Source organism: SAR86 cluster bacterium (assembly GCA_029268615.1).
Taxonomy (GTDB): domain Bacteria; phylum Pseudomonadota; class Gammaproteobacteria; order Magnimaribacterales; family Magnimaribacteraceae; genus JAQWNM01.
Map to the genome: position 1 here is coordinate 16,614 of JAQWNM010000017.1, position 23,117 is coordinate 39,730.

Below are 23,117 nucleotides of genomic sequence, written 5' to 3' on the forward strand. Positions count from 1 at the left end.
TTAAGCAGCAGCTGAGCCCTGTTTTTTGGTTTTCTTTTTTAAATAAACTAACAGTAAAGAAATTGCAGCGGGCGTGACGCCAGATATTCTAGACGCTTCACCCAAATCTTCCGGTTTATGTTTTTCTAATTTTTCGGCCACTTCTATGGAAAGTCCGCGCACCTCCTTATAATTGAGTTCGCGTGAAAGTTTTGTTTGGGTTTTTTTCTGAGCCCTCTTAACCTCTTTGTGTTGCCTTACAATATAGCCGGCATATTTTATCTCTGCCTCTATTTCATCTATATAGTTTTGGCTTATTTTTGGATTTTCAACAAGGTTTAAATATTTAATGGCGGGCCTTTTTAGAGCATCAAAAAATGATTTTTTTTCCGCTATCCTTTCTCCCGTCTCTTTTTCTAACTTCTTAGATTTAATAGATTCTGGAATTATAAATTTTTCTTTTAACGAAGACAGCTCTTGGCTTGTTGTTCGCTTTTTTTCTTGTGTTCTTTTCCAGGCTGCCTTGTGCAATATCCCCATGTCGTTGGCAATACCTGACAACCTTAGGTCCGCGTTATCTTCTCTCAGCAAGAGTCTGTGTTCTGCTCTGCTTGTAAACATTCTATAAGGCTCCATGGTTCCCTGGATAACAAGATCATCCACCATAACGCCCATATATGCCTGATCTCTCCTCGGCACCCATGAAACCTTTTTTCTTACCTTTAAACTAGCATTTATTCCTGCCAGCAATCCTTGCGCCCCCGCCTCTTCGTACCCCGTGGTTCCGTTTATTTGCCCTGCAAGAAAAAGGTTGTGAATGTGTTTGCTCTCAAGGGTGTGATATAAGCCTCTTGGGTTAAAGTAATCATACTCTATGGCATAGCCGGGTTGAACAATTTTTGACGCTTCTAGGCCCTGTATACTTTGAACCATTTTTATTTGCTCTTCCAAAGGAAGGCTTGTAGATATTCCGTTTGGGTAAACTAAATCCGTATCTAATCCCTCGGGTTCCAAGAATATTTGGTGGGAGTCTTTTCCCGAATATCTTACCACCTTATCTTCGATGGACGGACAATATCTTGGGCCGATGCCCTTTATTACGCCCGTGTATAGGGGCGACTCTGCAAGGGCTCCTTTTATTATTCTGTGAGTATTTTCATTAGTTCTTGTTATATAGCAGTTAACCTGTTTGGGGTGGTCTTCTGTTTTTCCAGCAAAAGACATCACGGGCCTAGGTGTGTCTCCTGACTGGGCCGTTGTTTTGTTCCAATTGATCGAACTTCCGTCAATCCTGGGGGGTGTTCCTGTTTTCATTCTTCCGACTTCGAGTGGTAACGACCTGAGCCTTTTAGCTAAGTTGTTGCTTGCCTCGGCTCCGGCTCTCCCGCCGTCCTCCTGTTTTAATCCCGTGTGCATTACTCCGCCCAAGAAAGTTCCAGCTGTTAAGATCACACATTCGGCTTTTATCTTGTTTTTTTTCTTTGTTAATATCCCGCCCGCTCTGCCTTTGGTTATTAACAGGTCTTCTACTTCATCTTCTAAAACTGATAAATTTTTATAGTTTTTTAAGAAGCCTTGGATGGCTTTTTTGTAAAGGGCTCTGTCCGTTTGAGCCCTGGTGGCTCTGACAGCTTGACCCTTGGAAGAATTCAATACCCTAAAATGAATGCCTGACAGGTCTGTAGCCCTGGCCATTAATCCTCCCATAGCATCAATCTCCCTGGCTAGGTGGCTTTTACCTATTCCCCCAATAGCCGGGTTACATGACATCTGTCCCACGGTTTCAAAAGAGTGTGTAACTAGCAGAACCTCTAAATTAGAACGAGCGCAAGCGGCAGCAGCTTCTACGCCAGCATGACCCCCACCTATTACAATTATTTGATAATTTGTATTGATAATTTAATTTTGTGTATAACTTATAAAATAAATTTATAGTATTAATATTAACTTAATTCACTATTATAGAGCAGAAAAAAAATGTGGAAAACTAAAGTCCTTCTTATTTATCAAGCTCATTAGAGGAATCAAATATATGTATAAATAAAACACAAATTGTATTCTAAGAATTAAAGCTGTTGATACCTTTGAGGTAATAAAAAACTGCAAACAGGTCTAAGTAGAAAATAAACAAGTTATACACTTATTTTCCAATACAAAAACTAGAAAAAATTTCTTCTAGTAAATCTTCGCTTGCAACAGGTCTTGTTATTTGCCCCAAAATATCCTGACCCTCTCTGAGAAATTCCGCACACAGTTCATTTTGCCCCCTTTCTTTTAAAGCAACTCCACAACTGTAGAGTTTTTGCAAGCAACCCTCTATTAATACAATGTGTCTTCTTCTTGCCAAAATAGGAACTTGACTCTTCTCGGAAACCCCCAGCACTTTTAAAATTTCTGCAGTTAATACGTCTAAGCCCCTCTCTTCTTGCGCAGATATATATATAAAATCTTTATACGCACCAAATCTTTTCTCCTCACCCAGGTCAGCTTTAGTGTAAATTTTTATCATAGGCTCTTCGTTGAAATCGGGATGTTTGTGGTTCGTATCAACAGAACACGTATATAAAACTAGGTCAGAATCTACTTTTTCTGAGACCGTTCTTTTTATTCCTTCTTTTTCTATGGGGTCACTAGTTTTCTCCCTAACCCCGGCTGTATCTACAATCTCAATAACGAAGCCGTCTAAGTTTATTTTTTTTCTAATAGGATCTCTGGTCGTTCCTGGAACGCTTGAAACAATGGCTATATTCTCCTGAGCTAATCGGTTTACAAGTGTAGATTTACCTGAGTTGGGAGGGCCGATGATGGATACTTTAAAGCCGTCTCTTAAAAGCGCCCCCCTCTTAGAGCCCTCAAGGATAGAATTCACCTCTTGTATTATTTCTTCTAAAAGACCTTCTAATAGGGCATCCTCCTTTTCGTCTGTTTCATCTTCTGGAAAATCTAAACCTGCTTCAATGTTTACGCGCATTTTTAAAACTTTATCTATAACCAGGTTTATTTTATTGGAAAAATCACCCTTAAGAGAGGACTCGGCAACCTTTATAGCCTCTAGTGATTCTGCAGATATAAGATCTGCAACAGATTCTGCCTGAGCCAAGTCAATTTTCTCATTTAAAAAAGCCCTCTCAGTAAACTCTCCCGGTAAGGCCATGCGAGCACCTTCTTTTATAGCTGCCCGAGTTATTAGATCTAACAAAAGGGGGTTGCCATGGCAGTGAATTTCAACAACGTCTTCTCCCGTATAGGAGTTCGGGGCCTTAAAGTAAACAACCAGTCCAGAATCTATCATTTCCTTATCAGAGTCACTGACAGTACATTTTTTTACCTTCCAGGGCTCGGAAAGATCTCCGCAGAGAGCAGAACCTATGAGTCGCGACTTTTCACCGGAAAGCCTCACTATGCCCACTCCCCCCTTTCCAACTGAAGTGGCGGGGGCAACTATCGTTTCCAGCATCTATCTATAAGGCCTAAGATAATAAAGTTGTTGTATTAAGGTAACCAACATATTTATAAGCCAATAGAGAACTAGGCCCGCCGGAAAGAAGCAGAACAGAGCAGAAAATGCCAACGGCATATATTTCATCATTTGGGCCTGCATGGGGTCAGCATTAGGGGGCGTGGGCGTTAGGGTTTGCGAGTAATACATACCGGCAGCATTTAACAAGGGAAGGACAAAAAAAGGATCTTTTTGAGACAAGTCAACTATCCAGAAGAAAAAGGGCGCATGTCTAAGCTCTACCGTTTCTATTAAAACCCAATAAAAAGCAACAAAGAAGGGCATTTGTGCAACCATAGGTAAGCAGCCCCCAAGCGGATTTACACCCTCTTTTTGGTAAAGCGCCATCATCTCTTGACTAAATTTTTGCTTATCAGAACCATAAGTTGCTTGTAATTCTTGTAGCTTAGGAGAAAGGGCTCTCATTTTTCCCATAGACCTGTAGGCAGCGGCAGATAATGGCCACAAAAGAAGTTTCAAGGACACGGTTAAAAATATAATAGCCAGACCCCAGTTCCCTAAAAAAGAAAAGCCAAAGTTTAAAACCCAATAAAGAGGCTCTCCCAACCAAAAAAGCCAACCATAATCCACGGTTAATGCTAAGTTTTCTTGAACTTCGTTTAGGTTTTTAGGTATTTTAGGACCAACAAAAAGAGTTTGAACTGATGTTTTTGTGATGCCAGGCTCAAGAAAAAAACTTTCCCCCGCCATTCCGACTGAATATACACCATTATCTTTCCGCCTTGCTTGAAATAAGTATCTTTGATCTTGGTTGGGCACCCAGGCAGAAATAAAGTAATGTTGTATAATTGAAGCCCAGCCGCCCTGAGACTCTTTAGAAAAACCTTCTTCATCAACATCGTCAAAACTAACTTTTTCATACTTGTCGGTGTCTAGAGAAAAAACAGGCCCTAGATATGCGTATGTCATAAAACCAGATTCCACTTCGCTGCGACTTCTTTCTATTACAGAAAAACTCGCAAGGCTTTCCGCCAGGTACCCCTCTTTTAAAGTTATCTGGTCTCTTACTTCAACATCATATTTATTCTTTTTTAAAGAAAGGGTTTTTTTGATGATGTATTTTTCGTTTTCCCCAGAAAGAACATAGACAGGATTTTCTCCACCTTCAGACAAAATAAAAGAGGAAAATATAGGATCTAAGGCGCCCTCTTCTTGAGATAAAAAACCACTCTTAGCAAGATACTTACTTTCTCCCGAGGCATCGAAAAGTATTATGTTACTTTCCGACTTCAGCTCGTTTTTCATTAACAGAAGCTCAGCCTTCACAAGCGCCCCGTTTTTAGGATCTACCTCTAAAGACAAAACGTTATTTTGAAGTTTATAATTTTCTAAGCCAGGCTCTACATCATCAAAAGAAGCCAAAGGCTGTGCGTTGTTAAGAGGCGTTAAACCTTTAGTAAGTGAGTCATTACTATCAATTAAAACACTATCAATATCTTTTACTACTTCATGCCCCTCCTCAAGGACTAAACTTTTAACAGGCTCAAAAGAAGACCATTGAATTAAGAGATAATAAGAAACTGTGGCAATTGACAGAATAATAAATCCTTTAATTTTATCCATTTTTTTTATCTGTTTTATTTGTGTTTTGAACAGGGTCGTAGCCACTTCCTCCCAGAGGATGGCAACTTAAAATTCTTTTTAACGAGGCTATAATTCCCTTAAAGGGGCCGTGGATCTGGATGGCTTCCAAGGCATACTCTGAACATGTAGGTTGGTACCGGCAAGAACTTTGCGTAAGAGGACTGATAAATCTTCTATAAAAATTTATTACTAGAATTAAGAATTCTTTAGTTAACTTGTTTACTAGAGGCATTTTCCCACAACAAATAAATTTCATGTTTAAGAGCGGGGTTTTTTATATCCAGCCCTCTTGAAGATATTATTATATAGTCTAAATTAGGCAGCTTATCTTTTTGACACACAAACGTTTCTTTAATGAGTCTCTTCACTAAATTTCTGTGCACAGATAGCTTAATATTTTTTTTCTTTAAAGATATCCCGAGCCTAGGATTATCCTTTGAGTTTTTCTTTGCTAGCAGAGAAAACCCTTTAGATTTTAATTTAAAATCAGGACACTTAAAGACGTGTGCAAAAGTTTCTTGAGAAGATATTTTGTTTATCTTTTTAAGGGACATTTTAATTAAAAGGAGGATTAAGCTGATAGTTTTTTTCTACCCCTTTTTATCCTAGAGTTCAATATGGCCCTCCCACTCTTAGAAGAATTTCTTAATCTAAAACCGTGGGTTCTCGCCCTTTTTATTTTACTTGGTTGATATGTTCTTTTCATAATTGTTTGGTATTTAGCTTAAAGGGGGTGTGAATAATAGGTTTTTTCACCAATTTTAACAAGAAAAATTAAATAATCATTTAATTAACAGTTTATTAACAGTTTATAATCTTATTTATGCTGTGGATAAGTTAAAAAAAAAATGTATAATTTCGTTATGCCCAATTTATATTTCTGGAACGAGTGCAAAAAAACAATTCAAAGAGATATATCTATGGAGGAGTATTCTACATGGATTTCTCCTTTATCGCTAAAGGAAAATGAGGGATCAAAGCCTTTGTCCTATAGCGTTATAGCTCCTAATAAGTTCATTTTAGACTGGGTGGAAGAGAAATATTCTTCCTTGATACAGGAAAGGCTTGTAGCCATAACAACAAACCAGGAGTTAAATCTAACATATGAAGTCCAGGAGCATCCTGTGAATAACTCTATACAAGAGGAAATAACTGGAAGGTATGAAAAGAAGAGTCGGCCAGCTAAAACCAAAAAAGAACCCAAGATAGAAGAGAATTTAATCTCCTCTTTTGTTTTTGACAACTTTGTAGAAGGAAAATCTAATAGAATTGCCTTCGCCGCTTCAAAGCAAGTTTCAGAGGGAGAAAAAAATTCCTATAATCCTTTATTCATTTATGGCGGGGTGGGCCTAGGTAAAACCCATTTAATGCATGCAGTTGGAAATCATATAAAGAAATCAGATTCTAATAAAAAGGTAGTATACGTTCATTCGGAGAAGTTCGTGAATGATATGGTAAAATCGCTGCAATTAGGAGCAATATCAGAATTTAAAAGTTTTTATAGAGGCTTAGATGCTCTGCTTGTAGACGACATACAGTTTTTTGCAAATAAGGAGCAATCCCAAGAGGAGCTTTTTCATACATTTAATTCGCTTTTAGAGAAAGGAAGCCAGATGGTTCTTACTTGCGATAGATACCCTAAAGAAATAGATGGACTAGAAGATAGGCTAAAATCAAGATTAGGTTGGGGCCTGCCCGTTGTAATAGAGCCCCCAGAACTTGAAACAAGGGTGGCTATATTGTTATCAAAAGCAAAAAGCATGGAAGTTGATTTAGACAACGAAAGCGCTTTCTTTATAGCCCAGAAGGTAAGATCTAATGTTAGAGAGCTAGAGGGCGCCCTAAAGAGGGTGGTGGCTAATTCAAACTTTACAAATAAACCCATCACCGTTCTTTCAATAAAAGAATCCCTTAAAGACCTTTTAGCGATCCAGGCAAAACAAGTAAGCGTAGAAAATATTCAAAGAATTTCTTCTGAGTATTATAATATTAGGCTAGGAGATATGCTTTCTAAAAAAAGAAGTAGGTCTATAGCAAGACCAAGACAAATGGCAATGTCTCTAGCAAAAGAGCTTACAAATCATAGCCTTCCTGAAATAGGAGATTCTTTTGGTGGCAGAGACCACACTACAGTTTTGCATGCTTGTAGAAAAATAAATGAATTAAGAAGCTCTAGTAACGAGATAGAGCAAGATTATAGAAACCTGATAAGAGTATTAACGGCATGAATTTTATAGCAAAGAAAGATCAAATTGTAGAAGCGATACAGAATGCGGCAGCAGTAGCAGAAAGAAAAAATACCATACCTATTTTAGCAAATATGCTTATAACCATCGTAGGGAAAAAAGCAGCTTTTTCTGCGACAGATCTAGAGATACAAATTAAAACAATAGCAGAAGTAAAGGAAGTGAAAGAAGAGGGAGAAATTACAGTATCAGCAAAAAAAATGTCGGAATTATGTAGGTCTTTGCCCGATAATGAAGAAATAAATTTTTTTCTTAACTTGGGCAAGCTGTCCATAAGGGCAAAGTCTTTTAAAGCAGATCTGTCTACTATTTCAGCGTCAGACTTTCCTGAAATAGATTGTAAGGAAGTTCTGTCCGCAACAAAAGTAGCCCCAGATTTAATTAGAAATATACTTCAAAAAACTCATTTTTCCATGGCATCACAGGATGTAAGGTACTACTTAAATGGTTTGTTAATAGAGGTTAAGGAAGGCGTTATCTCCGCCGTAGCAACAGATGGTCATAGATTGGCTATATCTAGAAAGAATTTAAAAGATGTAAATGATTTTAGCTCCATAGTCCCAAGAAAGGCAGTTTTAGAGCTTCTTAAAATTCTTCAATCTGCAAATGATGAAGTAGAGTTAGTTTTAGGGTCTAATTTTTTAAGCCTTAATTCAGATATTTTTAAGTTTTCTTCAAAATTAATAGACGGAAAGTTTCCGGATTATAAAAAAGTTTTTCCAGAAGGGACCCCTGAATCACTAAGAATTTTGCGTGAAAACCTTTTGTCTGCCCTTAGCAGGGCCTCAGTATTATCTAATGAAAAGTATAGGGGGGTTCGTCTTTCTTTATCAGAAAATGCTTTAAAGCTTTCAGCGAATAATCCAGAACAAGAGTCGGCAGAGGAAGACTTAGAAGCTACTTATTCTGGGGAATCTTTTGAAATAGGATTTAATATAGGTTATTTAGTAGAGGCACTTAACTCAATAGATACAAAAGAGGCTGAGATTTCTTTCTATGGGGAGGATTCAAGCTGCACAATAAATTCTACCAATGAAGATGATTCTTTATATGTGATTATGCCCATGAGGTTGTAATCATACATGGCTTTAATAAGAGCAGACATTTCAAACTTAAGACTATTTAATAAGAATTCTTTTACTTTCGAGCCAGGTATAAATCTAATCATTGGAAAAAACGGTTCTGGTAAATCTAGTATCCTAGAAGCCTTAAATATAGCCTATTCAGGCAGGTCTCATAGATCTTCAAGATTAATAAATTGTATAAAAGAAGAAACCTCTGGATTCGTTGTGTCTTTATTGGAGAATAGAGAAGGAAAAAATATAAGAATAGATGTAGAAAAGCCCCTTGCAGGAAGGGTCAGGGTTAAAATAAAAGAGGGAGAAAACAAATTAAATAAATCTTCAATAAGCGTAATACCTTCCATAATAAATGATACTTCGTTTAAATTAGTTGAAGGAGTTCCAGAGCAAAGGAGGGATTTTCTTAATAAAATTATGTTTCACGTGAAACCTGAAACTAAAAAAATATATAATTTCTATATAAAGTCTCTAAAACAAAGAAATAATCTTTTGGCATCAGGACAAAAAAATAAGGAATTAGAATTTTGGACGGAGAAGATTGTGGAATATGGGGTTTTATTAGGAAAGTCCCAGAACGAAGTATTCAATATATTCAGAATTTCAACAGAAGAAAGTCTTCTGAAAATTTCTAAAGATTATAATTTAGATTTTTTAAAAGGTATTACTTTTAATTATTCATGGGGTTGGAAAAAAGGTAGAAGTTTAAAGGGCGAGTTAAGAAATTCATTATTTAAAGATATAGCTATAGGTAGGACAAGCGTAGGTCCTCACAGGGCGGACTTAATATTTACAAAAAACAATAAGCTTATAAACGACTTTTTATCAAGAGGACAAGTTAAGTTATTGATAATACTAGTTTTTTTATCTGTTCAAAAGATCGTAGAAGAAATTCAAGGGCATAGAAATTTCCTTATGATAGACGATTTAGGTTCTGAATTAGACGAACAAAATTTGGATGTAGCAATTGATCTAATGTCTAAAAATAAAAGACAAGCTATATTAACTTCAACCGGCAAAGATTGGGTCAACAGCTTAAATAAAAAAAGCAAAAACATTAATAAGATTTTCATATAAAAATGTTGTAAAATAACCTCATGGCGAAACAGAAAAAAAGCACTTCAAAACCCGTCAAAAACCAAACAAAAACAGTAAAAAAAAATGAAGTAAAGTCTGCTGACTATGACTCTACTAGCATTCAGGTCTTAAAAGGACTGGAAGCGGTAAAAAAGAGGCCTGGAATGTACATAGGGGATACAGATGACGGCACAGGTCTGCACCATATGGTTTTTGAGGTAGTTGATAATTCAATCGATGAGTCTTTAGCTGGCCACTGCTCTCAAATAAAAGTAACCATACTCGCGGATAATAGCGTGGTTGTAGAGGATGATGGAAGAGGTATTCCTACAGATATTCATAAAGATGAAGGTGTTTCAGCGGCAGAAGTAATAATGACAAAACTTCATGCGGGAGGTAAATTTGATGATAATTCATATAAGGTTTCCGGCGGACTCCACGGAGTAGGAGTTTCTGTTGTGAACGCACTTTCTGATGAGTTGGAGCTCACTATTAGGAGAGAAGGTAGCGTATATCAACAAATGTACTCTAACGGAGATCCTAAATCAAAATTGAAGAAAGCTGGTAAAACTGAAAAAACTGGAACAGAAATTAGGTTTATTCCATCAAAGGATACTTTTACTAACATAGAATTTCACTATGATATCTTAGCTGGAAGATTAAGGGAGTTGTCTTTCTTAAATTCGGGTTTAGAAATTATTTTAGAAGATCAAAGAACAGGAAAAAAAGAAACCTTTAAACATAAAGGAGGTCTTGCAGCATTTGTTGGTTTTCTTAACAAGAAAAGGAATACAGTAAATTCTATTTTTCATTTTATACAAGATGCTAAAGATGGAATGTCAGTAGAAGTTGCGCTTCAGTGGAATGATGGATATCAAGAAAATATTCAATGCTTTACAAATAATATTCCACAAAGGGATGGGGGAACTCATTTGGTGGGATTTAGGACAGCTCTCACGAGAGGACTTAACAATTATATGGAGAAGGAAGGCTTTTTTACAAAAAATAAAATAACCGCAGGAGGTGATGATGCTAGGGAAGGGCTTACAGCAATTATTTCTGTAAAAGTACCAGACCCTAAATTTTCTTCACAAACGAAAGATAGATTAGTTTCTTCGGAGGTAAGGCCCGTTGTAGAACAAGAAGTCTATAAAAGCTTAAGGGAGTATTTACTAGAAAATCCAAACGAAGCTAAATTAGTTGCAACGAAAATAATAGAAGCTGCTAGAGCCAGAGAGGCAGCAAGAAAAGCAAGAGATTTAACTAGGAGAAAGGGAGTTTTCGATGGTGGCGGATTGCCCGGTAAGCTATCTGATTGTCAAGAAAAGGATCCGGCTCTCAGTGAAATATATCTTGTAGAGGGAGAGTCGGCAGGCGGTTCGGCCAAGCAAGGGAGGGATAGAAAATTTCAAGCCATATTGCCACTTAAAGGAAAAATTTTAAATGTAGAAAAAGCCAGAATAGATAAAGTTTTATCTTCAGATGAAATAATTACACTTATAACGGCTTTAGGCTGTGGCATAAAGGGTGAGGAGTGGCAAATTGAAAAACTTCGCTATCAAAGAATTATAATAATGACAGATGCCGATGTGGATGGCTCGCATATTAGAACTCTTCTGCTAACATTTTTTTATAGACAAATGCCAGAGCTTATTGAGAAAGGCTTTATTTATATTGCACAACCACCTCTGCTTAAGTTAAAAAAAGGCAAGCAAGAAATTTATTTAAAGGACGATGTGGCCTTCAGAGATCATTTAATAACTGAAATTCTTGAAGAGGGCGAATTAGTATTAAATAAAAAAGGAGAGTCTATAACGGGATTGGCTTTAGGAAAGCTAATAAAAGAAAACGATGAATTTAAATTAGCAATAGATGGCCTTTCTAATAGATACCCAAAAGTGCTTTTAGAAAGAATGGCCTACATTAAAAAATTACCTGACTTAAAAAGCGAAAAAGAAGTCAATAAATGGAGTAAAAGTCTAGAAAAAAGTTTAAATAATTCAGCTCAAAGTGGGGCTATATGGAACACTAAAGTATATAAAAATACTGAGCTAAATATTTATGAGCCAACCTTTTTATTACTTAGTCACGGAACAGAGGACTCCTGGGCATTAAATAATAATTTCTTTAAATCTAAATTTTATAAAGATATCTGTACATTTGGAGAGGACTTACTGTCCTTAATAAACGAAAACAGTTATTTTGTTTATAATAAAAATAAATATTTAGCATCAGATTTTTCTGAAGCTCTTGAGAATCTATTAGAGGCGGCAAGAAAATCATTCTCTATTCAGAGATATAAAGGACTGGGAGAGATGAATGCTAATCAACTTTGGGAAACCACTATGGATCCAGAGGCAAGAAGATTGGGGCAAGTAGGTGTAGAAGATCTTCAAAATGCTGATAACTTGTTCCATGCTCTTATGGGGGACGAAGTCGAACCTAGAAAGCAATTTATAGATGAAAATGCTAAATTAGTCGTGAATCTAGATATTTAGCTCTCAAGACCTCTTATTTCTTTTAAGTTAATTCTTGTCCAATTTTCAATTTCTATAGCAGCCTTTTTTGTATTTGAAACTAACAAAGATTTACCTATTCTAATTTTTATCGTACCTGGTCTTTTTAAGAATCTATGAGCTGGCCAACAATCCCCAGAATTATGAACAACGGGAAGAATAGGGATATTAGTTTTAAGAGCTAATTCAAACCCGCTTCTTGAGTATTTTTTTACCTCACCTGCGGGCATCCTTGTGCCTTCAGGAAAAAAAAGAATAAACATATTATTATTAAGCCTTTTCTCCCCTTCTTTTAATATGGTTTTTAAGGCAGAATTTGGTTTTTTTCTGTCTATAGCTATGGGCTCTAATTGTTTCATGGCCCATCCCCAAAAGGGAATGAACAATAATTCTTTTTTTAATAGTGTGCATAATGGAAAGAAAAGATATTGAAAAAAGAACGTCTCCCATTGGCCCTGATGGTTGGAAACAATAATACAAGGCTTGTTAGTTATATTTTCTTTTCCCTCTATTATTACTTTTATATTGCAAGTCTTCCCTAAATACCAGTTAGCAAATAAAGGCCACATTGAAAAAATTTTAAGCCTTCTTTCTAAACTTATAAATGGACCTATAAATGTAGCAAAAAACCCAGCAATAAATCCTGAAACAAGATACCCAATATAAAAAATGAATGATCTAAGAAAAATCATTATTTACAGAGGATTTTTCAAAATATATGCAGCGGCATGTTTTAGGTCTTCAAAGCAATGTTCTTCTTTTGGGCAAAAGGGGCTTTCTAGCGTTTTTTTTCCATAACCAGTTTTCACTAATAAGGGGATGCAGCCAAAATTTCTTGCTGCCAATACATCTGACTCTTTATCACCGATAAAGTATGAACCTTCTAGATTAATTTTAAGTTCATTTTCTATTTTTGTTAGAAGTCCTATTTCAGGTTTTCTACAGTTACATTTTTCTTCAGGGGAGTGCGGGCAATAAGCTATGCAATCTACCTTCCCCCCTTTCTCTTCTATTATTTCTAACATAAAGTTATGAACTCTTTTCAACTCTTCATCAGAAATAATTCCTTTACCAATGCAGGCTTGGTTTGTGGCAACAGTAATTTTATATCCAGATTGATAAAGTGTGGCTATAGATTCTATACTCCCATGAATGGGTTTGAAATCTTCTGGCACTTTAACATAGTCCCATAAGTCTTCATTTATAACACCATCCCTGTCCAGTATAAGCACTTTATTAGGGTTCTTCATTTATGAGTTTCTTTGTATATTTATAAGAATTTTTTTTTGAAGAATTCACCTACTTCATCTATCTTTATCCTTTCTTGCTCCATTGTATCTCTATCTCTCAAAGTTACAGTTTTATGATCTAATGATTCAAAGTCTACAGTTATACAGAGGGGCGTCCCTATTTCATCATGACGCCTATAACTTTTGCCTATATTTCCAGAGTTTTCAAAAACAACTCTACCTAGTTGCAACTGTTGTAGTTCTTTTTTTATCTTTAAAGCTTCATTAACAAAATCTTCATTATTTCTTTTTAAAGGAATGATGGCAGCTTTAATTGGAGCTAGATGAGGAAGCAAAGAGAGCACAACCCTTTCTTTGTTATTATCTAGCTTTTCTACTTTAAATGCTTCACAAAGTATAGCCAGTATTCCCCTTTCAATGCCGGCCGAAGGTTCAATCACAAATGGAACATTCCATTTTTTTGTTTCCATATCTTGAATCGCTAATTTAGAGTTTGAGTGCTTATTCACGATGGTATTTGAAGTTAAAGATAGTTCTTCCTGGTTTTTAGAATGTGAACCTAAATCAAAATCCGCTCTATTAGCAATTCCTTCAAGCTCTTCAACGCCATGAGGAAATTTATACATGATATCAACAGTTCTTTTAGAATAATGAGATAAATCCTCTTTAGGAACTTCATAAAGTTCTAAGTTTTCTTTATTAAGACCTTGATCTACCCACCAATCTAATCTATTTTCTATCCATGATTCATGCCACTTGTCATCTGTACCTGGTTTCACAAAAAACTCTAATTCCATTTGCTCAAATTCACGAACCCTGAAAATAAAATTCCTAGGCGTTATTTCATTTCTAAAAGCTTTACCAATTTGAGCTATTCCAAAAGGGAGTTTGTGAGATGTTGCATCCATTACATTTTTAAAATTTGTAAAAATATTTTGAGCAGTTTCTGGCCTTAAATAAGCAAAAGATTTTTCATCTTCTAGAGGACCAACATTAGTTTTAAACATTAAGTTAAAAGGTCTTGCTACGGTCAGATCAGAAGATCCACAGTTAGGACATTTCTTTTTTTTAAGATGATCTTCTCTCCATCTACTTTTACAATTTTTACAATCTACTAAAGGGTCAGAAAAAGTATCTTCATGTCCTGAGTACTTTAGAACTTTTGGATTCGTTAAAATGGAAGTGTCCAGACCTTCTACGTCATCTCTATCGTAGACCATAGATCTCCACCAAGTTTGTTTTAGGTTATTCTTAAGCTCTACTCCCAACGGACCAAAATCATATGTTCCTTGAAGTCCTCCATAAATTTCATTAGATTGAAAAATAAATCCTCTTCTTTTACAAAGAGAAACCAGCTCATCCATTGTTTTCGCAGCCATAGGCGTTTAATTAAATTTCTTAAAGTAAATACTTACTATCGTTAACACTCTTTAATTGTATGGATCTATATTTGAAGAATGTTTATATTTTTTATATTCCCAAGCGTATTGTTCAGGATAATTCATTATACATTTTTCTAGTTCTTGGTTCATGCAGTTGACGCCCTCTTCTAAGTTATTTCCAATATGTTCTAGCTTTGAACTAAAGATAATTTTAAAATGGCCTTGATTCCCCTCTCTCAAGCAAACCATAGAATGACATGGACTATTAGTTTTCATTGCAAGGGTTGAGACTAAAGTCATGCTTAAAGCTTTTCTTCCAAAGAAGTTAGATAAAATTCCGCCACCAATATTTGGCACTTGATCAGATGCTATAGCAACTACTTCATTTTTTTTAATTGCCTTCATAAGAGTTCTTATACCTTTAAAATTAGTTTCAACCATATTAACCCCCATTTCTTCTCTAGCTTCTAAAATCATTTCATTAAAATTAGAATTTTTAATCTTCGTAAAAGGAATCGAACATACAAAGTTATGCGATAAGAAATTAATGAGAACTTCTATGTTGCCTTGATGGGGTGTAAAAAGTATTACGCCTTTATTAAGTTTTAGACTTTCATTAATATTATCTAAGCCTTCTACTGTAATTTTAAAATAGGTATTTGCCTTGTTAGTAGAGAACCAAACTAGAATATTTTCTAAAAAGCCCTTAGAACTTTCAATAAGACTTTTTTTTAATAAGTTATGGGAGTCTTTTTTGCTTAAATCAGGGAAAGATAAAGAGATATTCAATGCAGAGATCCTTCTTGAAGAACTCTGAAGATAAAACAATAAAGAGCCTATTATCTTTGCCATAAAGTAAATAACGCTTAAAGGAGTTACTCCTATGATATTAAAAGCAATCCTATAAAAAAATTTCATATTTAAATTAAATAAGATCTATTAGTAATCCAATTTTCATTTTCTCCAGAAAGAAGGAGACAATATAACTAAAAGGGTAAATATTTCTAATCTTCCAAGAAGCATTGCTAAACAAAGCCATAATTTAGAAATTAAGGTAATATCAGCATAATTCTCAGAAACATTACCTAAACCAGGGCCTAAATTATTAAGTGTAGCTCCTACGGCAGAAAAAGAAGTTATAAAGTCGTTACCTTGATTTAATAATGCCATAAAAATAACAATAAAAACAACTACATATAGAGAAAAAAACCCCCAAACTGAAGCAGCTATCTTAGTTGATAATGGCTTATTACCAAGTTTAATAGATAAAATTGCATTTGGATGAATAAGCTTAATAATTTCTCCGGTACCTTGTTTAAAGAGTATCAAAGCTCTAATTACTTTAATGCCTCCACCTGTAGACCCTGCACATGCACCCACAAAAGCAGCAGTTAGCAGCATAATAGGAACAAATGTCGGCCATTTAGAGTATTCAGTTGTAAGAAAACCTGTAGTAGTTGCTATGGATATAGATTGAAAAGCCGCTTCTTGGAATGTTTTCGACACATTCTGATCAAAATTTAAGTGCAATACTAAAGCAGAGGCTATGAATATTGAAAGAATTATCAGAAAATATAGTTTAACTTCTGAGTCTGCTAGATAATGACCTAGATAAATCCTATTCAATTTAGTTTTTGACCAAGCTGTAAAGTGAAGGGCAAAATTCATACCAGCAATGAGCATAAAGAGCATCGCTACCCATTGCGTAGAATAATGACTAAAGAAAGCAAAACTTTCATCATGAGTAGAAAAGCCTCCAATAGAGAGGGTAGAAAAAGAATGACAGATAGAATCAAAAGCACTCATACCTGTATAATAATAAAGAACTCCGCAGGCAATTGTCATTGATAGATAAACATACCATAAGGCTTTAGCTGTCTCTGTAATCCTAGGAGTCAGTTTTGAGTCTTTCAAAGGACCAGGCGTTTCAGCTTTATATAATTGCATACCACCTATCCCTAATAATGGTAAAACAGCGACGGCAAGAACTATAATTCCCATGCCACCTAACCATTGTAAGAATTGTCTGTAAAATAAAATAGATTTAGGCATTTCATCTAGGCCTATAAAAACAGTTGCACCAGTAGTAGTTAATCCAGAGATAGATTCAAATAGAGAATCTACAAAAGAAAAGTCGTTAAAATGCGCGAAATAGAAAGGAAAAGATCCGAAAAGTGCTAAAACTGTCCAGAAAAAGGCAGTTATAATAAAACCATCTCTAGTTTTTAAATTTTCTTTCTTATTGTTAGATAAGAAAAACAATAATATCCCAGACAGAATAGATATACAAAAAGCATAGGCAAATCCTCTTATTTCAAGAATTTCATTATATAAAAAGGCTACACCTATAGGGATTAACTGCGTAAAGCTAAATAAAATGAGAAGAAAGCCTAAAATTCTAGAAGTATATGTTAATCGCATGCCTTTAACTATTAAGGAGAAAAAATGCTCTTAATTTCGGGTAGAATACTTTTATCTGTTAAAAATAGAATTAAATGATCATTTTCACAGATGATAGTGTCATGATGGGCTATATTAGCATAATTATCATGCATAATAGCTCCAATTGTAACTCCATCAGGCACCAATACTTCTCCTAGTCTTTTGCCTATCACGCATTTTTCTTTGTCTTTATTCTTTTTAACTATTGTCTCGATGGCTTCGGCTGCTCCTCTTCTAAGAGAATAAATAGTTTCAACTCCTTCCCCAGCAACTTCTGCTAGCAAGGTTCCAATAGTTATTTGTGATGGAGCTATAGCTATATCTATACCTTTTCCTTGAACTAAATCAACATACGCAGGGTTATTAATTAGTGCTATAAGTTTATGAGCACCCATTTCCTTTGCTAATAAGCAAGACATAATATTAGCTTCATCGTCATTAGTTAGCGAAGCAAATACATCCATACTTTCTATATTTTCTTCATGTAAAAGTAATTTATCAGAAGAGTCTCCATGTAAAACAATAGTCGATTCAAGTTTTCCAGCTATATATTTTGCTCTTTCTTTGTTAGTTTCTATAACTTTGACTTGGTGATTATGCTCTATTGCTTTTGCTAGCCTACTGCCGACTTTTCCTCCTCCTGCTATCATAATTCTTTTATAGGCATCTTCTTTCTTTCGCATTTCATTTATAACACTCGAGATGTCATTTTTTTTTGCAATAAAAAATACTTCGTCTCCTGCTTCTATAATAGTATCGCCAGATGGAATAACAGCTTGGTCTTGTCTAAAGATGGCTGCTATCCTGGTATCTACTTTTGGCATGTGTTTCTTTAAATCAGAAATATGGTGGCCTATAAGCGGACCTCCTCTCACGGCTTTAACTCCAACTAAATTAAGCTTTCCATTGGCAAAGTCTAAAACTTGAAGAGATCCAGGTGTATCAATTAACCTTTGTATATAGTCTGTTAAAAGTTGTTCTGGACTTATTATTTTATCTACTATTTGTAGTATTGCGCCTTTAGTATCCTTTTTGGCATAAGAAGCATCTCTTATCCTAGCTATGGTTCTAATGTTAGCGGAAAGAGTTTTTGCAATCAAACAAGCTACAAGGTTTATTTCATCGCTACCTGAAACAGCCACCACAATGTCTGCTTTTTGAATGCCGGCCTTTACTAATACGTCAGGGTGAGAACAGTGACCTTGTATGGTTTTTATATCCGCATGTTCTTCTATGGAAGAAAGGTAAGAAGGGTTAGCATCTATAATCGTAATATCATTTTCTTCACTTTCTTTAGCAAGCAGATCTGCTAAGGTGCTGCCAACGGCACCTGCTCCTAGAATAACTATTTCCAACTGTATTTATAATAGATAAGTTTTAATGATTTATTATAGCCCTTTTATATAAATTGTTGCCTATTTATTAATAGAAATTAGATTTATCAAACACCTTATGGGCCGTATTTAATAGATCAGTTTTGGTCCACTTTCTCTTACCAGGGATTTGAATTTCTTCTATTTCTATGTATTCATTACTTCGGCAACCTATAAAAAAACCTTGCTTATTTTTAATATATTCTCCAGGTTGAAGTTTAAATTGGTAGCTTTGAATAGTTCTAGCTTGGAAAAACTTAATTCTTTCTTTGTTTAGAAAACTATAAGCCCCAGGTTTGGGATTAAAAGCTCTTATTGATCTTATAATTTCCTCAGGTCTCAAGTTCCAGTTAATTCTTGCTTCCTCAGAATTTATTTTGTTTGCATAACTTGCCATCTTATTATTTTGCTTTTTAGCTTTTATTTTTTTCAAAAAAAAGTCTTCTAAAAATTCTTTTAAGTTTTCACAACTAATCATCATAAGCTTATGTTTTAAACTTTTAGCTGTTTCATTGGCTTCTATATTACATTTTATTTTTCTTAGCATTGGACCAGTATCCAAGCCTTCATTCATGTACATGAAGGTTATACCTGTTTCTTTATCACCATTTAGAAGACATCTTTCAATAGGGGCTGCACCTCTCCATGCCGGCAATAAAGAAGCGTGAATATTGATACAACCTAGTTTAGTTATTTTTAATATTTTTTTAGGAATAATAAGACCATAAGAAACGACTAATAAAAGATCTGCGTCTAAGTTCTTCATTTCTGCTTCAATTCTTACGTCGTCTAAAAGAGTTGGCTGAAAGACTTTTAAGCTGTTGTCATTTGCAACCTTTTTTACAGCAGAGGGTTTTTTGACCTTTCCCCTGCCTTTGAAGCTATCTGGCTGAGTAAGTACACCAACAATTTCATAATTAGTTTTTAAAAGTGAATTAAGTATAGAGGCAGCAAAGGAAGGAGTGCCAGCAAAAATTATTTTCATTTTTTAGTTCTTTCCTTTATTAATTTTTTTTTGATTATCTCCCTCTTCAGGTTAGATAGATAGTCTACAAAAACTTTACCATCAAGATGATCCATTTCGTGTTGAATAACAACTGATTCTAGGCCTTCCGGTTTAATTATTAGATGCTCTCCTTTAACGTTTTGGAAAGATATTTCTACATTATTATTTCTCTCTACTGGTTCATAAAATCCAGGTACAGATAAACACCCTTCCTCATATACACTTTTGATTTTATCCAAATTCTTTTTTAAAGGATTTATTAAAATCAGTGGACGGTTCTTTTCTTCGCTAGTATCTACTGCTATTATTCTTTTATGAATATTGACTTGTGTAGCAGCTAGTCCAATGCCGTCGCTAGAGTACATTGTTTCTAATAAATTATTTGCTAAATCAACTATAGAGGAGTCTATTTTTGATATAGGTTTGGCCACTGTTCTAAGTCTGCGGTCAGGGAAAATTAAAATTTTTAGTAGTGACATTTAATGTTCTAAGCAAAATAGTAATTATATTAGAATAAAGATATATTTATGGAGAAAAAATGAGTAAAACAATATCAATAATACTGGGCTCTGATTCGGACTTAGGTTTAGTTAAAAAATGTACTGATGTCTTAGAGTTGCTAAATATAGAATTTAGCACGAGAATTTTATCGGCTCATAGGACCCCTGACCTCCTAGAAGAGCATGTTAGTGAATGTGAAAAGGGCGAAACAAAAGTTTATATAGCTTTTGCGGGTTTGGCAGCGCATTTAGCCGGAGCTATAGCATCTAAAACTATAAAACCCGTGATAGGGGTTCCTGTAGACGCGGGACCTTTAAGCGGATTTGATGCTCTTTTATCCACCGTTCAAATGCCTAAGGGAATACCAGTTGCTACAGTGGCAATAGGTTCGGCAGGTAGTGCTAATGCCGCTTTCCTAGCCGCCCAAATATTGTCTTTATCATCTGATGAAGTTGCCAATAAACTAAATGAAATTAGGCTCGAAAACAGGGTAGTTATAAAAAAGAAGAATTCAGAATTGGCATAACTAATAATGCCGCAAATTAAAAAGGCAGTTGAGGCTTTAAAGGCAGGAGAGTGCATAGCTTATCCTACAGAAGGAGTCTGGGGGTTGGGTTGTGATCCTTTCAATGAAGAAGCTTTAATTAATTTAAGGAAACTAAAAAATAGAGACGATACAAAGGGTTATATACTTTTAGCTTCTTCGCTTATTCATTTTAATGATTTTGTTGATACAGAATTATATAAAACTAAACTTATGGCAAAGTGGCCTGGCCCTCATACCTGGATTGTAGAAACTAGAAAGGAAGCCAACTTTCCAAATTTGCAGATAGAAAAAACTATAGCCTTAAGGTTAAGTAATCAAAAAGTTATAGTCCAGTTATGTAGTAGGTTTGGAGGGGCGATCGTTTCTACTTCCGCTAACCCCAATGGAAAAAAACCAGCAATAACAATAGAAGAAGTAAGAGAAAATTTTCCAGGAATATGTGTCTTAGAAGGAGAGCTAGGGGGCCTGAAAAGGCCAACGCCTATTCAAAATTTATTATCCGGAGACTTTGTAAGAAGATAAATAAATGAAAAAGCTGGGAGTTATTGGTCATCCTATAGGGCACACGTTGTCACCACAAATTCATCAAGCATTCTCTTTGCAGACCGGAATTGAATTGACCTATGAGCCTATAGATATGAAGGAATTTAATTTCACTGCAAATCTTCTAGATCTTGTTAAAAAGGGTTTTAATGGATTAAATGTAACTTTACCATTGAAGGGTTGTGCATATGGATCGGCAGATATCAAATCGGAAGAGTGCAATTTAGTTAAAGCAGCAAACACATTACATTTTATAGATAAGCAAATATTAGCATACTCAACAGATGGCAAAGGCTTTGCTCGTGACCTAAAAGATAAGAATCTTAAAGTGCCTGGCAAGCATATACTGATGATAGGCGCAGGAGGTTCGGCGAGGTCAATCCTTCCTTCTCTATTAAGCATGAAGCCTATGTCTCTATCCATAATAAACAGAACTAAGCACAAAGCTGAAATTCTAGCAAAAGAGTTTTCAAATGAGCAGATATTAATAACAGGAGGAGGTTTAGATGCTGCGCATGATAAATATGACGCAATAATAAACACTTCTTCTTTTGAAGCAGAAGGGTCTAAGTTACATATAAATAAAAATGCATTTAAATCAGTCGAATGGTCTTATGATTTAATGTATTCAAAAATAAATAAGACAAAATTTGTTAGCCTATCTAATCAATTAGGGGTAGAAGAATCCTATGATGGTTTTGGAATGTTAATCTGCCAAGCCGCCCTTAGTTTCGAAATATGGACAGGCGTTCAACCGGAAATAACTAATGTTTCAAAAGAAATCTTTCTAGATTAATTTCATGGAAGTAAATACAAAGAAAAATTTAACAAATAAAGTTGTTGATATCGTCCGCATGTTATAAAATTCCCGCGGAATCCAAAGGCGCCTACCAAAAAAATATTAATGTATGGAATTATTTAAATTTTTCTTTCACAGGTCTTTAGTTTTTCTTCTTGGGCTTTTCCCATTATCTTTGCTTGCCGAATCCCCTTACAACATGCGAAGAGGAGTAACCGAAACAAGCTTAGAGATTTTTGATCTACACATGTTAATTTTCTGGATCTGTGTCTGGATAGGAGTCGTTGTCTTTGGAGTTATGTTTTGGTCTATCTTTAAGTACAGAAAATCAAAGGGCGCAATTGCAGCTAAGTTTGATGATAATTTTTGGCTTGAAATAGGATGGACGATTGCCGCTACTTTAATTTTAGTAGTTATGGCCGTTCCTTCAACCCAAGTTCTTGTTAAGGCGTATGATGATTCGGAGGGTGAGATTAACATCATGGTCACCGGGTATCAGTGGAAGTGGCAGTATAAATATTTAGAAGACGATATATCTTTTTTTAGTAATTTAGCAACTGATCAAGAAGCTATTTATAATAAAATTCCAAAAGGAGAGCTCTACTTAAGAGAGGTAGATGAGCCTTTAGTTATTCCTATAAATACAAAAGTAAGATTTCTCATAACTGGGAATGACGTAATCCATTCTTTTTGGGTTCCAGACTTTGCAGTTAAGCAAGATGCTATTCCAGGATTTATAAATACAGCTTGGACCAATGTCCCGGAACCAGGGATTTACAGAGGTAATTGCACCGAGTTATGTGGAATTAATCATGCATTTATGCCAGTAGTAGTAAGGGCTGTAGAAAAGGATGAGTATAACGCTTGGGTAGCCGAAAAATTAGCTTTAGCAGAGTCAGAAAAACTTTTAACAGAAAAAGACTGGACTAAGGATGAATTGTTTGAAAGAGGAGAAAAAGTATATGCAAAAAATTGTGTTGCTTGCCATCAAGTTAATGGGCAAGGAATACCGCCTGTTTTTCCTGCTTTAGCAGGAAGTGACATAGTGATGAATGACGCGTCTAGGCAAATTGAGATTTTAATGGAAGGAGTTGGGCCCACTTACGCTATGCAAGCTTTTGGCAAGCAATTGAACGAAGTAGATATTGCGGCAGTAATAACATACTCACGCAATGCCTGGTCTAATGCTGAGAATGGGGATGGAAAAATAGTTACCCCTAAAGATATCGTGGAATATAAAAAAAGAATCAAATTATAAATTTATAGGAAAAGA

The 23,117-nt window shown here is 35.3% G+C and carries 21 protein-coding genes; 8 read left to right on the forward strand and 13 right to left on the reverse strand.

What is annotated here, in order from left to right; all coding sequences use genetic code 11:
• The 5 genes from mnmG to rpmH form a co-directional block, all read right to left on the reverse strand.
• On the reverse strand, nt 1-1,878 hold the full coding sequence (gene mnmG / locus P8J93_08365) for a tRNA uridine-5-carboxymethylaminomethyl(34) synthesis enzyme MnmG (GenBank protein ID MDG2061811.1): 1,878 nt from the start codon (nt 1,876-1,878) through the stop codon (nt 1-3).
• A gap of 241 nt (nt 1,879-2,119) precedes the next feature.
• Nucleotides 2,120-3,436 carry a tRNA uridine-5-carboxymethylaminomethyl(34) synthesis GTPase MnmE gene (gene mnmE, locus P8J93_08370; protein ID MDG2061812.1) on the reverse strand — a complete coding sequence of 439 codons (1,317 nt, stop codon included), beginning with the start codon at nt 3,434-3,436 and terminating at the stop codon, nt 2,120-2,122.
• Nucleotides 3,437-5,062: a membrane protein insertase YidC gene (gene yidC, locus P8J93_08375; GenBank protein ID MDG2061813.1), complete on the reverse strand. Its 1,626-nt coding sequence runs from the start codon at nt 5,060-5,062 to the stop codon at nt 3,437-3,439.
• Nucleotides 5,055-5,315, reverse strand: coding sequence for a membrane protein insertion efficiency factor YidD (yidD, locus tag P8J93_08380; protein ID MDG2061814.1), 261 nt, complete (start codon nt 5,313-5,315; stop codon nt 5,055-5,057). The genes yidC and yidD overlap by 8 nt, the downstream gene beginning before the upstream one ends.
• 339 nt (nt 5,316-5,654) lie before the next feature.
• A complete protein-coding gene (gene rpmH / locus P8J93_08385; protein ID MDG2061815.1) occupies nt 5,655-5,789 on the reverse strand; it encodes a 50S ribosomal protein L34 in 135 nt (44 codons plus the stop codon).
• 157 nt (nt 5,790-5,946) lie between these two features.
• Between rpmH and dnaA the strand changes: the two genes are divergently transcribed.
• From dnaA to gyrB, 4 genes are read left to right on the forward strand one after another with little or no spacing between them, the layout of a single operon-like run.
• Nucleotides 5,947-7,311: a chromosomal replication initiator protein DnaA gene (gene dnaA, locus P8J93_08390; GenBank protein ID MDG2061816.1), complete on the forward strand. Its 1,365-nt coding sequence runs from the start codon at nt 5,947-5,949 to the stop codon at nt 7,309-7,311.
• Complete coding sequence (dnaN, locus tag P8J93_08395; protein ID MDG2061817.1) at nt 7,308-8,405, forward strand: DNA polymerase III subunit beta; 1,098 nt, start codon at nt 7,308-7,310, stop codon at nt 8,403-8,405. Before dnaA ends, dnaN begins: the two co-directional genes overlap by 4 nt.
• Before the next feature lie 6 nt (nt 8,406-8,411).
• Nucleotides 8,412-9,485 (forward strand): DNA replication and repair protein RecF, encoded by a 1,074-nt coding sequence (recF, locus tag P8J93_08400; protein ID MDG2061818.1) that lies wholly within the window; start codon nt 8,412-8,414, stop codon nt 9,483-9,485.
• A 20-nt stretch (nt 9,486-9,505) separates the two neighbouring features.
• Nucleotides 9,506-11,983 carry a DNA topoisomerase (ATP-hydrolyzing) subunit B gene (gyrB, locus tag P8J93_08405; GenBank protein ID MDG2061819.1) on the forward strand — a complete coding sequence of 826 codons (2,478 nt, stop codon included), beginning with the start codon at nt 9,506-9,508 and terminating at the stop codon, nt 11,981-11,983.
• Here gyrB and P8J93_08410 read toward each other — a convergent pair.
• The 8 genes from P8J93_08410 to def form a co-directional block, all read right to left on the reverse strand.
• The gene (locus P8J93_08410; GenBank protein MDG2061820.1) at nt 11,980-12,693 is read right to left on the reverse strand and encodes a lysophospholipid acyltransferase family protein; all 714 of its coding nucleotides are present in this window, start codon (nt 12,691-12,693) and stop codon (nt 11,980-11,982) included. The genes gyrB and P8J93_08410 overlap by 4 nt on opposite strands.
• 3 nt (nt 12,694-12,696) lie before the next feature.
• Entirely contained in the window at nt 12,697-13,251 is a 555-nt protein-coding gene (gene gmhB, locus P8J93_08415; GenBank protein MDG2061821.1) for a D-glycero-beta-D-manno-heptose 1,7-bisphosphate 7-phosphatase, read from the reverse strand.
• A gap of 20 nt (nt 13,252-13,271) precedes the next feature.
• Nucleotides 13,272-14,630, reverse strand: a complete 1,359-nt coding sequence (locus P8J93_08420) for a glycine--tRNA ligase (protein MDG2061822.1) — start codon at nt 14,628-14,630, stop codon at nt 13,272-13,274.
• Between the two features lie 51 nt (nt 14,631-14,681).
• Nucleotides 14,682-15,551, reverse strand: a complete 870-nt coding sequence (locus P8J93_08425; protein MDG2061823.1) for a lysophospholipid acyltransferase family protein — start codon at nt 15,549-15,551, stop codon at nt 14,682-14,684.
• Nucleotides 15,552-15,587: 36 nt separating this feature from the next.
• A complete protein-coding gene (locus tag P8J93_08430; GenBank protein ID MDG2061824.1) occupies nt 15,588-17,054 on the reverse strand; it encodes a TrkH family potassium uptake protein in 1,467 nt (488 codons plus the stop codon).
• A gap of 11 nt (nt 17,055-17,065) precedes the next feature.
• Nucleotides 17,066-18,430, reverse strand: coding sequence for a Trk system potassium transporter TrkA (gene trkA, locus P8J93_08435; GenBank protein MDG2061825.1), 1,365 nt, complete (start codon nt 18,428-18,430; stop codon nt 17,066-17,068).
• Nucleotides 18,431-18,497: 67 nt separating this feature from the next.
• The gene (gene fmt, locus P8J93_08440; protein ID MDG2061826.1) at nt 18,498-19,433 is read right to left on the reverse strand and encodes a methionyl-tRNA formyltransferase; all 936 of its coding nucleotides are present in this window, start codon (nt 19,431-19,433) and stop codon (nt 18,498-18,500) included.
• Nucleotides 19,430-19,933 (reverse strand): peptide deformylase, encoded by a 504-nt coding sequence (def, locus tag P8J93_08445; GenBank protein MDG2061827.1) that lies wholly within the window; start codon nt 19,931-19,933, stop codon nt 19,430-19,432. Before def ends, fmt begins: the two co-directional genes overlap by 4 nt.
• Before the next feature lie 59 nt (nt 19,934-19,992).
• On the opposite strand from def, the gene purE reads away from it, so the two are divergent.
• The 4 genes from purE to coxB all read left to right on the forward strand — a co-directional run bounded on the left by purE (nt 19,993) and on the right by coxB (nt 23,102).
• Nucleotides 19,993-20,481 (forward strand): 5-(carboxyamino)imidazole ribonucleotide mutase, encoded by a 489-nt coding sequence (gene purE, locus P8J93_08450; protein ID MDG2061828.1) that lies wholly within the window; start codon nt 19,993-19,995, stop codon nt 20,479-20,481.
• A 6-nt stretch (nt 20,482-20,487) separates the two neighbouring features.
• Entirely contained in the window at nt 20,488-21,024 is a 537-nt protein-coding gene (locus P8J93_08455; GenBank protein ID MDG2061829.1) for an L-threonylcarbamoyladenylate synthase, read from the forward strand.
• A gap of 4 nt (nt 21,025-21,028) precedes the next feature.
• Nucleotides 21,029-21,841: a shikimate dehydrogenase gene (gene aroE / locus P8J93_08460; protein ID MDG2061830.1), complete on the forward strand. Its 813-nt coding sequence runs from the start codon at nt 21,029-21,031 to the stop codon at nt 21,839-21,841.
• A 202-nt stretch (nt 21,842-22,043) separates the two neighbouring features.
• Complete coding sequence (gene coxB / locus P8J93_08465; GenBank protein MDG2061831.1) at nt 22,044-23,102, forward strand: cytochrome c oxidase subunit II; 1,059 nt, start codon at nt 22,044-22,046, stop codon at nt 23,100-23,102.
• Nucleotides 23,103-23,117: the final 15 nt, after the last annotated feature.